Below are 14,911 nucleotides of genomic sequence, written 5' to 3' on the forward strand. Positions count from 1 at the left end.
GTCGTGTACAACGCGCTAATTCATTTCTGTCGTAATCACTACATCGCGCGTTTCGTTATCCATATCGCTAATACCGACCACCGACACTTCTCTGTCCGATAGAGTTTCAATTAAGCTGTCTTCTAATCCGCCATCAGCCAGCCAAGTATAAAATTTATCCGCGATACGCTCCGAACCTTCCCCGACAAACGTTAATGTGACCTTCTTCATTTGTGACACTCCATCAATTTACGATTCAGCCACTTAAGCGTAGTATGTTTCGCAAATATCGACATAAACTAGGACTAACTTCTTTTATGAGTATCGAAAAATTTGACGCGATTTATCAACGTGCTGCTAAGCGAAAAGGCGGAGAAGATCAGCTTGAAGCGCTATTGTCTCACCCATTAAGTAAAGAGGAATTAGCAGCGATTCCCGATGACCGTTGGCTGGCCGCTTTTTCGATGAAGGTATTCCAAAGTGGGATTTCGTGGAGCGTGGTTCGCAACAAGTGGCCGAACTTCGAAGAAGTGTTCTTCGGATTTAAGATTGAGCCGTTGTTGATGCTGTCAGACGAACAATGGGAAACCAAAGCGACCGACAAACGCATCATTCGCCACCTCACTAAAGTCATGTCAATTCCGGCCAACGCTCGCATGATCCATGAAGCAAGAATCGAATATGGCTCGTTCAGTAACATGATTGCTGAATGGCCTCGGGAAAAGATCACGGATCTATGGGGCTACTTGAAGAAGCATGGTAGTCGTTTGGGTGGAAATACAGGCCCTTACACTTTACGCCAAATGGGCGTGGACACTTTTATTCTGTCTAACGATGTCGAAGCTTATTTACGCAACTGCAAGATCATTGAAGGCGGCAAAGACACGAAAAAGTCCTTGGACTCTGCTAATAAAGCCTTTATTCAGTGGCAGCAAGAAAGTGGAAGAAGCTTGACCGAAATCAGTCAAATTATCGCGTTTAGTACTGGTGACAATCGAATTTAAACAAGCACTTTGTAGCTCTGGGGGCGAAATTCCGGCCCCCCCATAACGCATGATATTTGCGCGAATCACTCTACTTTAGCTCTTACTGATATTACTACTTTCTCGATTCCTCCAAAAAATCCCTCCTTAAAGTGGCAAAATCCCCATTCAAATCACAAAAAGTTATCATATCGACAAATTATTTTTCTTGTTCAATATTTTTATTTATCAAATATTTAATTACAAGTGCCCAGTTTTTAGGCACTAAATATTGATGACGCTCAATTGCATTGCGCTGACAAACTGACTAGGATACACGCCCTTCCTGAGTGAACTATCAGAAACTTGATCGAGGAATTTATTCAAATTTCTCAACACTTCGTGAGCACTCACAACAATTGCACTCACTTTATAGATTTAAGGATCAACAGATCCGTTAATACAAATTCGACAGCGCAATAGAGTGCTGACTAGAACAACCATGACGCGATGTCACATGAGTGACTATTTTCGTGGTTTTGTGCTGGAAGTTATTTATTACATCAAGGCTGGTTAAAAGGATGAGCCCCTTGAACGCATTTACTGGAGGACAAGAAATGCCAAAAGGTCTAATGCTGACTGACTTAGCCATCGCTGGCTTACTATTAATTGCAGCAAAAGTAATTCGTGTACATATGCCTTTACTACAACGCATGTACATTCCATCAGCTGTATTGGCTGGGTTATTTGGTCTTATTTTTGGCCCAGCTCTGCTTAACGTATTACCTTGGACAGATACTTTTACCGCAAACGCAAGCCTCTTAACTGCTGCACTTTTTTCTGCGTTGGGTTTAGCAACAGATGTCCCGTCACCAAAAGTGGTTGCTCAACGAGCAGGCTCATTGTGGGCGTTTAACCAAATTGCATCCGTGTCGCAATGGCTGTTTGCAGCAATGTTTGGTTTAGTACTTACCACCTTCTTTTGGCCTGAGATTAATCCTGGATTTGGCGTAACCATGTCCGCTGGATTCATGGGCGGACATGGTTCAGCATCTGTAGTCGGTGAAATCTTCACGGGACTTGGTTGGGAAGATGGCTTCACGCTCGGTTTAACGTTCGCCACAGTTGGGATCTTTATTTCAATCTCTGTGGGCATGTTAATGCTTCAGTTTGCGTTGAAAATGGGCTGGATTCGTAGCTTTACGACATTCGACAGCATGGACGAACACGAACGCAAAGGCTTAGTGAAGCCTGACGATCAAGAACCTGTGATGAAAGATACGATGTCATCATTGTCAGTCGATTCTTTCGCGATTCACGCGGCGCTGGTTGTAGTGGTAACGGCTTTCTCTTATGTAGCAGCCAACTACTTATCTTCTTTCCACGATAAGGTACAAATTCCGACTTTCGTTACTGGCTTTCTGGGCGGTATGTTAGTTCGAATTATCGCTAAGCAAACCAAGGCATCTCATTACCTATGTGACGGCGCATTCAAACACGCAGCGGGTATTAGTACGGATTACCTGATCATCTTTGGTATTTCAGCGATTAAGATCACGGTTCTAGCGCAGTATTTAATGCCAATGGTAGTGCTCGCAATTGGTGGTATCGCGTTCACGCTATGGCTTATCTTTTGGGTTGCACCTCGCATCATGGGAGATGACTGGTTTGAGAAAGGCATTTTCTCTTGGGGATGGTTAACAGGTACAGTCGCTATGGGTATCGCGTTATTACGCATTGTCGACCCCAAAATGCGCAGTAAAGTGTTAGACGACTATGCTATCGCTTATGTTCCAGGCTCAATTACGGACATTTTCATCATCTCGCTTATGCCAATCGCAATGTATAACGGCATGCACTGGCAAGCGTTAGGTGTTGGTCTAACCTATATTGCCGTTGTCTTATTCATTTGGCGATTTGTATTTAAGCGCAGCGGTCAAGCCGTCGCAAACGAGTCTTAATTGATCATTTCGGGAGGTATTTTATCCTCCCGAATTTAACTCTCTCCCCTTATTCGATAGCCGCCTCCCACCAGCATGTAACAAATAAGCAACTTGTTTTATATTTAAGATCTGCAAGCTTGGTCACTCCTTCCCATCCTTTTTTAATACTTGACCTGCGCATTTTTATATCAAAATAGCCGCCAAACTATTCATGACTCATGGAGAAAAGGCAGTGCATCGCTCTCAAGGATTTACCCTCATTGAACTCATTGTGTGCATCATTATCCTTGGTGTCGTTAGTGTTATTGCCCTTCCTAAATTTCTTGGTCTGCAAAAAGATGCTCGAGTGGCGGTTCTATATGGCGCGAGGGAAGCGCTCATGACTGCAAACAACTTTGTGTACACCAAAGCCGTTATTCAATCTCAAGAGACGGTAGATGGCGACAAACAATATAACATTGATCTAGATAATGACGGCAATAACGACCTAATTGGTTACTTTGGATTCATTAAGAATGTCATTCCCGCAAAAGAGCTGGCAGGTTTCGACCCTCAACTCACTATCAATACTTGGTACGGGGTAGACAGCCCAGACGAACCCTATTTCCTTATCGGCTTTGCAAACAAACCTGTTGGTCCAGACCATATGTGTTATGTCGAAGTTTACTACCCAGAAACTCCAGGAGGCCAAGTCAGCTACAAAATACAAACTGACGACTGCTAGTTCCCCTAGTGAGTGAAAGTAACAGTTGCACTTTTGGTGCTTTCATCGCTTTTAGCAGAATACTGGCCCTAAAACCCATTATTAACAACTATTTCACATAATGTTGTTTCATAGTTAGCTTGCAGCGAGAAAACAAGTAATTAGCGACCGCACGCGCCCGTAATCGAAACAATCTATCGTTTTCCGACCGCCAATAATTTGTGCTTGTAAACTCATCATTTCGCTCAATAATAGTTCTATAACAAATTCAATAATTTAAAGCGGGATGCGTGATGAGAATATTCTGGCAGTTACGTTGGTATTTCCAACAAAAGTGGAAGCATTATGTCGGATCGATTTTGCTTTTCGCTGTGATATCAACTCTACAACTTGTTCCTCCTAAAGCGGTCGGTATCATCGTTGATGGGGTCGTAGATAACACGTTAGATACAAATACGCTGATTCTGTGGCTCTTGGGACTCACTGCACTGATCTTTGCCATTTATGGATGCCGTATCTTATGGCGAATTTGGCTTTTCGGCGCAAGCTGGGAACTCGGAACCATTCTACGTAATCGTCTCTATAGGCACTTATCGACACAACCACCCCGATTTTTCGAACGTTATAAGACCGGTGATCTGATGGCGCGTGGTACTAATGATGTACGTAACATCGTAATGACAGCCGGCGAAGGGGTTTTAACGGCAGCCGATTCCTTGATCACGGGTATTGCAGTTTTAATCATCATGGTAACGCAAGTTAGCTGGAAGCTCACCGTTATGGCACTTCTTCCAATGCCGTTTCTTGCAATCATCATCTTTTTTATTGTCCGTATACTGCATCAACGTTTCCGCATTGCTCAGGAAGCCTTTTCTACCATGTCAGACATGACGCAAGAGTCACTTAACGGCGTGCGAATGTTGCGAGCTTTTGGGTTAGAGAATCAAGAACAACAGCGCTTTGACGATGTAGTCGATGATACCGGTCAGAAAAATATCGCCGTCGCTAGAGTCGACGCGAGATTTGATCCAGCTATCCAACTCACCATCGGCCTCTCTTTCCTTCTCAGTGTCGCTGCTGGTGCTTACCTTGTCGATAAGGGAGAGATCACGCTTGGTGATCTAACAGCCTTTACGATGTATTTAGGGTTAATGATATGGCCTATGCTGGCCTTCGCTTTCTTATTTAATATTTTAGAGCGAGGCTCCGCAGCATGGAATCGCCTACAAGAGATCTTTGATGAAACACCAGAGATTGTCAGTGGAAATAAACCATTAGAAGATAAACCACTGCCATTAAAAATTGATATCGATGCTTTCCACTGGTCCAGTGATTTACCACCAGCTTTAGCCGAAATAAAAATCGAACTTGAACCCGGTAAAATGTTGGGAGTAGCTGGCCCTGTCGGAAGCGGAAAATCAACCCTGCTAACGCTGCTTTTGCGTCAGCACGACCTAACAAACGGTTCAATTACATTCGGGGATGTTGAGATTAAAGATGCCCTACTTCCTCAGTGGCGCAACCGCTTTGCCGTGGTTAATCAAAGCCCGTTTCTATTCTCCAAGTCTATCTTTGACAATATTGCCTTAGGAAGCCCTAACGCGGGAAAGGAAGAAGTCTACAGAGCAGCAAAGTTAGCCTGTATACATGACGATATTGAGAAGTTTCCTGAAGGCTACCAAACAGAAGTCGGTGAAAAAGGCATTACACTCTCCGGCGGGCAAAAACAACGTATTGCGATAGCACGCGCTATGCTGTTGAATGCCCAAGTGTTGGTTTTGGACGATGCACTTTCCGCTGTTGATGGACGGACCGAACATCAAATCCTTAAGAATTTGGAAACGCACTACCGTGATCAAGCCCTAATCGTTATTGCGCACCGCCTCACCGCATTGGAAGCAGCAGACGAGATCATTGTATTGAATCACGGACACATTACTGAACGTGGGCAACATAGCGCTTTATTAGCGCATAAAGGATGGTACGCCGAAATGTTCGAGTACCAAAAACTAGAACAGGCGATGGAGGAATAATGAATGAACCAGACCAGTACGTTTAAACGGTTGATGTCTTACCCATTATCTCAACCAAAGCCAATGATTAAAGGACTTGCTTTGCTGTTTATCGCAGCGTTAGCCAGCGCTGGCGGCCCTTGGTTGATTCAATATTTCATTGATGAGCACATCGCTAAAGGTGACTATTCACAGAATGTTCTGATTTCGCTAGCAGTAGGTTATATCGCTCTTCAGATGGTATCGGCAACATTTCAGTATTTTCAGTCATTGCAATTTAGCATTGTCGCGGCTAACACGATAAAAACGATTCGTAAGCAAGTATTTTCTGGCGTGATTAAGCAGCCGTTATCTGCGTTTGATTACACTCCTGCTGGAAAATTGGTATCGCGAATCACCAACGATACGGAATCTCTACAGCAATTTTATGAGCTCTTGATCGCGACCGTGGTGAAAAACGTGGTCATGATTGTGGTGATGCTTGGCGTTATGTTTTTCATGAGCTGGAAACTCACACTTGTTGTGCTTGTATTGCTACCGATCGTCATCGGCTTTATGTACTTGTTTAAGCAGCTAAGTACAGAAAGCTACCGAAAGATGCGTGACCTATTGACTGATATAAATGCGAATCTGAGTGAATCCATTCAAGGGATGAGTGTCATTCAATTAATGCAACAAGAAGAGCGTTTTAATAAACAGTTCAACGAGCTAACCGCAGAGCATTTGGTGGCATCTAAACGAGTGATTCGGCTAAACGGCTATCTGCTAAGACCATTGATGGACTTGCTCGCTGGCCTCGCGTTACTTTGCTTGGTTGCGATCTTTGGCTTTAACGGTATTGAGTTGATTGGTGTGGGGGTACTGTATGCGTTTATCAGTTATCTTGCGCGCGTTACTGAGCCATTAATTGAAATGACTCAGCAGCTTGCTCTACTTCAGCAAGCGTTAGTATCAAGCGAACGTGTGTTTGAATTGATTGATGCGAAAGAACAAACTTATGGGGACGACCATCAGCCATTAAGGTCAGGTGCTATCGAACTTAAAGACCTCACATTTAGCTACGATGGTAAACAGGACGTCCTAAAAGACATTTCGTTGAAGGCCAACCACCAAGACTTTATCGCGCTTGTCGGGCATACCGGAAGCGGTAAAAGCACATTAGCGTCGCTGTTAATGGGCTTTTATCCAACGCAATGTGGTGAACTGCTCATCGATAGTCGTCCACTTAAAACACTAGGGAAAGACGTCCTTCGTAAAGATGTGGCAATGGTTCAGCAAGATCCGCACATTCTCCCTGCTTCAGTCAGAGAAAACATCTCTCTTAGTCGAGAGGTTGACGATACTCAAATATGGGATGCGTTAGACAAGGTAGGTTTGGCAGAGCAAATTCACCGTTATCCTAATGGGCTAGACACGCAGTTAGGTCAAGGTGAAACCAATCTATCTGCTGGACAAAAACAGCTCTTAGCGTTAGCACGTGTGCTTGTGGTAAAACCTAAAATATTGATATTAGATGAAGCAACGGCCAATATTGACTCAGGAACAGAAGCTTTAATACAAAAGAGTTTAGCGGTACTCAGACAAGACATGACACTAGTCGTTATCGCTCATCGACTTTCAACTATTTTGGATGCGAACCAAATCATTGTTCTTCATCATGGGGAGTTAGTAGAGAAAGGCACACACAAAACACTGTTGAAACAAAATGGTCGTTATGCCCAAATGTATCAGTTACAGCAAGCAAACCGACATTTACAGCAGATTGAAGAAGAAACCAAGCAACTCGAAGAAGCGGTGTGATTTTTATACCCATGCCTTCTTTTTATTTGGTAGGCATGGGCATAATCGGCCCAACTTCAAAAGTTAGCCTGATTAGCTTCCAATTTCTTCATAATGTGAACTAATTTTCTATTTCTTACCTATTATTGACATAACCCCTCGCTATATCACGCAAGGTCGTTGTAAAATCGTACGGTACTTCAGTCTGGTGCCCTTTGCACTAGACTGTTTTCACTTTCTAATAATGCATATTAATCTCATGACACAAGTCCATGGACAAAGATAAGTTTACTAACATCTATCGCTTGCCTGGTTCGATTCAAATTCGTATCGGTAAATGGCAAAAAACGTTCCGCGGCACCTCTGATTTAGTTTTACATCAGGCGCTAATGGAGCGTAATAAGCAATTTAAGAAGCCAGACTTTTTACCTAAAGGCTGGTGCGTCACTCCTATTGACGAAAAAGATATTACTGTCACGCACCACGGTAAATATATCCAAACCGTCATGCGCACAATGTTGGACAGAAAGGTCTCGTACAAGCGATTATTCCTATCTCGAATGAGTGCGGAAGAAGGTGAAAAAGTGCTCCACAATTACAAACTGGAGTGGGTAAGGAAACATAACCAGATCGCCAAAAAGTACAATCAAATTAAGAAGAAACAGTACATGAACTTTGCAAGAGAAGAAGAGGAAACCCTCTACCCTTCGATTCCAAAGGGTGAGTTTGACAAAACGTTATGGAACAAGCTCGTCGTATCATCGTTTGGTCCGCAGAAAAAGTACAAAAACCCACACTTTGTCCGCAAAGCCGATTTCTAAATAAACACCCCTACACTAGGGGTGTTTATTTATCCGTTAAATCACCAATCGTAAGTTAAACTGGCAATAATATTTTGTCGATCGCCATACCAACAAAAACCATCACATGTCGCTATGTACTCTTTATCAGTGATATTTTTGGCTGCGACTTGTAGCTTGTAATCTCCAATGCGATAGCTGACCGTCGCATCCATTAAAAAGTAACTTGGTACTTTTAGTCTCTCTTCATTATCTCCGTATGACTCACCTGTATAGCGCGCACCTAAGCCAACAGCAACGCCATCAAGAGGTCCATCAAAGAAACGATAATGTGCCCAAGCTGATGATACGGTATTCGCGACTTGAGAAGGTGTTTTGCCAACCCATGTCTTATTGACGTCTTCTTTTATCTCTGCATCAACATAGGCTATGTTTCCGATTAATGTTAAAGAGGGTGTCACATTGGCTACAGCTTCAAACTCAACGCCGTTATTTTCTATTTTTCCTATTTGCGTCAATTCACTCAAGTAGATACGAGCCAAGTTTTCTTTTGTTGCCCGATACGTTGCAATATTGAAATAGCCATCGAATGAATCCGGTTGGTATTTTACACCGATTTCAAATTGATCACCGCTTTCCGGCTTCGCTGGCTTACCATTGCTGTCTTCTTGAATAATTGGATCAAAGTACTGAGAGTAACTAAAATATGGCGTGAAGCCAGAATCAGAAATATAAGCCGTTCCCACGCTAAACGTCCACTCTCCATTATCGACTTTCGTGCGAGCACCCGTGGTAACATTATGTACTTCATTACTTGTATCGTCGTAACGCGCACCCAATAACATTGTCCATTTATCGTTAATCAGCATATGATCTTGAAAATAGACACCGAGCTGTCGGTTCTCAACTTTCGTTCTTTGCTTATCGGTTTCGCTCAATGGCTGTAGCGTATTCGGATCGAGTAACGTTATATTATCCGAATAAGTAGGATTAAATACATTAAACCTAGGGTCAGGCAAAGCTCCCATTGGTGTGTTTAAGAGCGCATTACCATCAGCAACGATAGGATCATTCGCAAAGTCCTTACCATCGATACTGATCATTTGAAAATCTAAACCCAACATCAAGTTATGCTCAGCGCTTCCCCAATTTACTTGGTGCATCAAACGATTATCAATATTAAAAGCATCGGATGATCCATCTTCTGTTGAAGCGCCCCGAAGTATGGTCTTGCGTTCATTTGATGGATCTAAAATCGGCCCCAATCCAGGTACATCAGCCGAGTAAACGTACGAATACATTTGTCTCAACTTAACATCCATTTCACTGTAACGAGCAGCTTGAACAAACGAAGTGGTATCATTAAACGCATGAGAAAACTCATAGCCTAAAGACACCTGCTCACGCTCAAACGTCTCCCAGTTGGGATTGCCTATCGCTAAACTATCACTGATCTTTCCATTTTTGTTTGGCGTTAACGTTCCTTCAACTGGCAAAAATTGCAGATAAGGATCTGAGTCGTCTTTTTGATAGCTCGTTAGAAAGGTAATTTCAGACGTCTCATTAAATTTGTACGTCATTGATGGAGAGAGAAGAATGCGCTCTGCTTCTACCCCACTAATTCTCGTCCCATTTTTTCTCGCTAACCCTTGAAAGCGGAAAGCTAACTGCTCACTCACCTCAGAGTTTACGTCAAGAGAAAGTTGTTTACGGTCTTCAGAACCGTACTCCAAAGATACAAGCCCTGAGCCTCCATCAAATTGAGGTCGCTTACTGACGACATTGATAACCCCACCAGGAGGGTTTTGCCCATAAAGAACAGACGCTGCACCACGTAACACTTCAACCCTTTCTAACGTAAACGGATCTATTTGCCAACTATAGAAACCAGAAGAATATAAACGGGTACCATCTTGATACAGCCCGCTGTTCGCCTGTTTAAAACCACGAATAATAAACCAATCTTGCTTGTTATCTTCGCCGAAATAATTAGTTTGAATACTTGGTGTGTACTGTAGCGCGTCAGAAATGCTAATAGAGGCACGATCATCCATTTGTTCTCGCGTAACAACAGATACCGCTCTTGGGGTTTCATTGATGGCAATATCAGTTTTCGTCGCTGCCCGACTCTTCGCTCCAAGATAACTAAAATCAGGACCAACTGCACTGTCTTGCTGCTGTCCAATCACAACTATATTTTCATCTTCCTGAGCCAAGACATTTGGCGTTGATAACGCTAATACAACCGCCATTGACGTTGGTGTCAGCATAAACTGCCGAGTCATATTATTCTCCTTTTTTGTCGGCAGCCAAACCAACCCTTCATGACTTCAGCGATCGCTGAAAGAAAAGCGAGTTACGGCATCGCCAGTTGTTTCCATAAAAGACAAACCAGAGGTTTTGCATAAAGCACTCGCATAGGTTGCGAATGCCACTGCGAGAGCTTGTTTGTATAATTACTTTCTTGGTTGAGGCGTAGCTCGTATCTACAAACGACGTAATCCCCACATCAGATACAAACCGCCAATGAGAGACGCCATAAGCCCTGTTGGTACTTCTTGCGGGTAAAGAACTTGTCGTCCCAACCAATCGGCCAACAACATCACGCCGGAACCCAATATCGCGGCGCATAACATGTGTTGTGACGCTTTGTTAAAGCCAAATAAGCGAGCTAAATGCGGAGCCAGTAACCCAACAAAGCTAATAGGACCAACAACCAATGTCGCACTGACCGTGAGACAAGCAACTAAAAGCAGCAGTATCGCGCGCGAACGATCAACGCGAATCCCAAGTGCTTTAGAGGAAGCGGCGCCAACAGGAAGAATATCTAGCCATCTTACGCAGAGAAAACTCAACCCTATAAAGACAAGCGCAGATAAAGACAATGGGAGTAACGTTTCAACCGAAACATAGTAGGTAGACCCAGACAACCAAGCCAATGCTTGATAACTTCTTGGGTCACCAGTGGCTAGAATAAAGCTCTGTATTGCATTCATCAGTGCGGTAATAGCAATACCAGTCAACAAAATACGCTCCGGCTGAAAGCCTGACTTACGGTTTAGCAGCACAATGACTAATACCGTCGCTAATGCGCCTACGAGCCCGCCTAGAGAAAGAGTGAAAATTGACGAACCAAACCCAGTAAACATCGCGATGATCAATCCCATCGCTGTCCCTGAACTGATACCGATCACTTCAGGACTTGCCATTGGGTTTCCACTTAGGCGTTGAATCATGGTGCCAGCAATCGCTAACATTGCCCCCGCAATTGCTGCTGCAAATAATCTAGGTGCGCGCCATTCCAAAAAAATCCAATTTTGGCTAGCAAACAAGTTTGTCCACCCTTCATTTTGCACAGCAACCGTGGCAAAAAGAACAACGGAAATTAATGTGCCGATCAACGCCAATGAGATCGCTTTAGGGTTTAGCTTGTAAACATGTTGACGATGTCGAGTTAACACCGTTTGAGTATGACCCTGCGTCTTTTGTGATAAGCGAGGTAGCAGCCATAACAGTAGCGGAGCGCCCAGTGCAGCGGTTGCTGCTCCCGTTGGTATAAAACTCGCCATTAGCCCTGGCAGTTGCTGAATAACCAAATCGGTTAAAGTCAATAACATGGCACCAATCAGCATCGATACCCAAAGCTTATGCTGGATTTTATTGATACCTATCAATCGAGTAATCGCTGGCGCTGCTAATCCGATGAAACCGATGATTCCTACTGCAGAAACGACCCAAGAAGTGATTAACACCGCAAGCCCAAGACAGACAAAGCGCAGTTTGGCTAGCGAGACACCTAAACTCTTGGCACCTTGCTCGGAGAGTTCTAACAGACTTAACGGCTTTGCAAACACAAATGCGATAACCGTAGCAAGTGCGATTCGAGGTGCAAGATACGAGAAATCACCCCATCCGCTCTGAACAAGCGAGCCCGCTCCCCATATCATTAATCCATTCAGCTTTTCGGTATTCATCATCAGAATAACCGTACTTAATGATGCAAAGTACAGGTTTATCACTAACCCAGAAACGACGACAACCGTTGGAGATAACGCTCGTCGCCATGACAACAGCATCACCAACCCCATCGATGTCACACCGCCGATGAGAGCAACCAAATTAGGTGCTATATCCAACATCCAAGGGGCAAATAGCGTAGCTAACATCAAAGCAAAACTTGAACCGCTCGCCACACCTAATGTTGTTGGCGAAGCAAGAGGATTGCGCAGAACTTGTTGCATTAATACCCCAGCAACCGCTAATCCGGCGCCAGATATAATCGTGGTGAAGACTCGAGGCCACCAGCTAAAGTGAAGTAAGACGGAATCGATAGATTGAAAGTTAGGTTTCCATAAACTGCTAAGAGCCAGTGAGAATGAACTTGCTTGATACAATTGGAAAGCACCAATAGAAAAGGTAAATGCCGAAAGTAACACCACAAGGCTTAAAGGCATGGCTTTCATTGTTCTAACTCCTCGATCTTACTCGCCGTAACTAACTCCGCGAACCGAAGCGCTGAAGGCATAGAACCAAAACTCCAAACAGGTGCGACTTGCATGACTTTCTCACCAGACTGTTGAACAACGTATTGCCAAAACGGATCTTGAGAGAGCTGCTTTTCGCCACCGTGAGGCAATGGCTCAACGATAACAATTTGGGCTCTTATACCTGCTAACTTATCGATGCCGACTAAGCTGAAGCCCCAGCTATTTGTCTCTTCGTTCCACGCATTACTCAGCCCAATCTTTTTGATAGCCTGAGAGTAAAGACTATTCTGACCAAAAACACGAACGTGCTTCGTATCCATAAACTGAATCATTAAAAGCGGCGGCTGGCCTTTGTTTATGCGCTGTTTTAGTAAAGAGAAACGTTCTTCATATTGTTGTATAAGTGCCTCAGCTTCCGCTTCTCTTCCTAGCTCTTCACCAAACCTCCGAGTGAAACGAGTAAGTACCGACCAATCTGTAATCCCGCTTTCATATAAGTCAATCGTGGTAACGGGGGCGATATCGACTAAGCGATGCTTCATTGAGGAGAAGTACGGGGCAATAAAAATACGGTCAGGTCTGAGCTCGTAAATACGCTCTATATTGGGTTGAGTTCTTAACCCTACATCCTTAGTTTGAGGTGGTAACGGTGGCGATTTTACCCAAGCATCGTAATCTTGCCCTTGAGCGACGCCTACGGGCACGACCCCTAACGCCAACATCGTTTCAGTTTGTGTCCAATCAACCGACATCACCCGAGGTGACGCCTCAGCTACTGCTTGAAAGGAACTGACCAAAAGCGCACTAAGTGAGAGAGCGAAAGAGAAATGCTTAAGTCGAGTGTTTGTACTGCTCATTATTCAACCTCTAGCTTGGCATCGCCACCGGATAACCCGCAGGGTGGTCAGAGATCTTCATCTCTATCCCGTATATGTCCCTCAGCTTAGGTTCAGTAAACACCTGTTCAACATTGCCTTGTGCAATCAAATCACCTTGATGTAATGCAACGATATGATCGCAAAAGCGCGCCGCTAAGTTGATGTCGTGCAATACGATAATAACGCCCAAACCCAACTCTTTACTGAGTTTAGAGATGAGCCTCAACATATCGACTTGATGGCTAATATCTAACGCAGACAAAGGCTCATCAAGAAGCAAATACTCGGTTTTTTGCGCTAATAGCATGGCTAGCCACACTCGTTGGCGCTCCCCTCCAGATAGCGTATCAACTAAGCGATCTGCGTATTTTAGTGTTCCTGTCATCGCCATTGATTCTTCAACAATGTCATGATCTTTCTTGCTCAAACGACCAAGTAAACCATGCCATGGGTAACGACCAAAACCGACTAAATCTCGACCTAAAATACTGTCGGTCACCGGAAGATGCTGAGGCAAGTAGGCAATGTGTTGGGCGAATTTTTTCGCTGAGAGATCGTTAATGCTCGTTCCATGCAGAACCACGTCACCAGCGGTGTATGGCTGTTGCTGTGCCAGCAACTTTAACAATGTGGATTTTCCTGAACCATTGTGCCCAACAAGAGCGTATGTTTTCCCAGGTTCAAATGTCACATCAAACGCTTTTAGCAATGACTTGCCTTCAATCTCAAACTGGAGTGCTTTAGCTTCCAACATCCCTACTTCACCTAATAGCCATTCACAAATGAAAGCTAATCAATCGCTTTCATTCGTTCATCACGTTTGCCGTTCTTATTCAACAGAACGATTAATAAGGGAGGTTTTATATAACAACAAAGATACAAATGCAAACCGTTGTCATTATCATTACATCAACAAGATCATTGAGATAATTACTAAGCGTTAATGATTATTTGTTGCGGATGACTTCATTAGTGGATTGTCGCAGGTCAACGAGAGCAGCGGTCTACCACTGCCCTCGCATAAATTTGAATGAATACTGCGGCGCATGAAGAAATGAGAAATGCCGCAGTGAATAAATTAATGACGAGCGTCAGCGCCAAACTCTACTTCTTTATAGATATCGGCCAGCGACTTTTTACCTTGTTTGTCTTTGGCTGAACGCTTTTTCTTCGTTTGATAATGGTATTCTTGCTCCTGAAGTGCTTGTTCGTGCTCTTTTGCTGACTCAACAAACTCAGGATTTGCAAGTGCTTGTTGGCGTAAGCGGTTTACTCTTTCAAGGGTTTCCCACAACATACTTCACCTCCAAACTTATTACTGTATATAAAAACAGTATTGTTTAAATATTCCTCCTCGTCAACATTTCA

Annotated in this window: 12 protein-coding genes; 6 read left to right on the forward strand and 6 right to left on the reverse strand. The window is 43.8% G+C overall.

Annotated features, from left to right (window positions below):
• Nucleotides 1-15 precede the first annotated feature (15 nt).
• Complete coding sequence (locus D8S93_RS04475; protein ID WP_005394200.1) at nt 16-210, reverse strand: hypothetical protein; 195 nt, start codon at nt 208-210, stop codon at nt 16-18.
• 86 nt (nt 211-296) lie between these two features.
• On the opposite strand from D8S93_RS04475, the gene D8S93_RS04480 reads away from it, so the two are divergent.
• From D8S93_RS04480 to D8S93_RS04505, 6 genes are all read left to right on the forward strand, one after another.
• Nucleotides 297-983, forward strand: coding sequence for a DNA-3-methyladenine glycosylase I (locus D8S93_RS04480; RefSeq protein ID WP_053807378.1), 687 nt, complete (start codon nt 297-299; stop codon nt 981-983).
• Between the two features lie 575 nt (nt 984-1,558).
• Nucleotides 1,559-2,902 (forward strand): sodium/glutamate symporter, encoded by a 1,344-nt coding sequence (locus tag D8S93_RS04485; protein ID WP_047008748.1) that lies wholly within the window; start codon nt 1,559-1,561, stop codon nt 2,900-2,902.
• A gap of 193 nt (nt 2,903-3,095) precedes the next feature.
• Nucleotides 3,096-3,608, forward strand: coding sequence for a type II secretion system protein (locus D8S93_RS04490; RefSeq protein ID WP_065646754.1), 513 nt, complete (start codon nt 3,096-3,098; stop codon nt 3,606-3,608).
• A gap of 272 nt (nt 3,609-3,880) precedes the next feature.
• Nucleotides 3,881-5,620 (forward strand): ABC transporter transmembrane domain-containing protein, encoded by a 1,740-nt coding sequence (locus tag D8S93_RS04495; RefSeq protein WP_152812189.1) that lies wholly within the window; start codon nt 3,881-3,883, stop codon nt 5,618-5,620.
• 3 nt (nt 5,621-5,623) lie between these two features.
• Complete coding sequence (locus D8S93_RS04500; RefSeq protein WP_152812191.1) at nt 5,624-7,399, forward strand: ABC transporter transmembrane domain-containing protein; 1,776 nt, start codon at nt 5,624-5,626, stop codon at nt 7,397-7,399.
• Nucleotides 7,400-7,650: 251 nt separating this feature from the next.
• Complete coding sequence (locus tag D8S93_RS04505) at nt 7,651-8,199, forward strand: hypothetical protein (protein ID WP_005394187.1); 549 nt, start codon at nt 7,651-7,653, stop codon at nt 8,197-8,199.
• Between the two features lie 41 nt (nt 8,200-8,240).
• On the opposite strand, the gene D8S93_RS04510 is transcribed toward D8S93_RS04505, so the two are convergent.
• From D8S93_RS04510 to D8S93_RS04530, 5 genes are all read right to left on the reverse strand, one after another.
• A complete protein-coding gene (locus tag D8S93_RS04510; protein ID WP_152812193.1) occupies nt 8,241-10,463 on the reverse strand; it encodes a TonB-dependent siderophore receptor in 2,223 nt (740 codons plus the stop codon).
• Nucleotides 10,464-10,664: 201 nt separating this feature from the next.
• Complete coding sequence (gene fhuB / locus D8S93_RS04515) at nt 10,665-12,641, reverse strand: Fe(3+)-hydroxamate ABC transporter permease FhuB (protein ID WP_053807372.1); 1,977 nt, start codon at nt 12,639-12,641, stop codon at nt 10,665-10,667.
• Nucleotides 12,638-13,522: an ABC transporter substrate-binding protein gene (locus tag D8S93_RS04520; protein ID WP_145474056.1), complete on the reverse strand. Its 885-nt coding sequence runs from the start codon at nt 13,520-13,522 to the stop codon at nt 12,638-12,640. Before D8S93_RS04520 ends, fhuB begins: the two co-directional genes overlap by 4 nt.
• Nucleotides 13,523-13,532: 10 nt before the next feature.
• On the reverse strand, nt 13,533-14,297 hold the full coding sequence (locus D8S93_RS04525; protein WP_152812195.1) for an ABC transporter ATP-binding protein: 765 nt from the start codon (nt 14,295-14,297) through the stop codon (nt 13,533-13,535).
• 324 nt (nt 14,298-14,621) lie between these two features.
• Nucleotides 14,622-14,840, reverse strand: coding sequence for a hypothetical protein (locus D8S93_RS04530; RefSeq protein WP_005377723.1), 219 nt, complete (start codon nt 14,838-14,840; stop codon nt 14,622-14,624).
• Nucleotides 14,841-14,911: the final 71 nt, after the last annotated feature.

Source organism: Vibrio sp. VGrn 2 (genome assembly GCF_009361695.1).
Lineage (GTDB): Bacteria > Pseudomonadota > Gammaproteobacteria > Enterobacterales > Vibrionaceae > Vibrio > Vibrio diabolicus.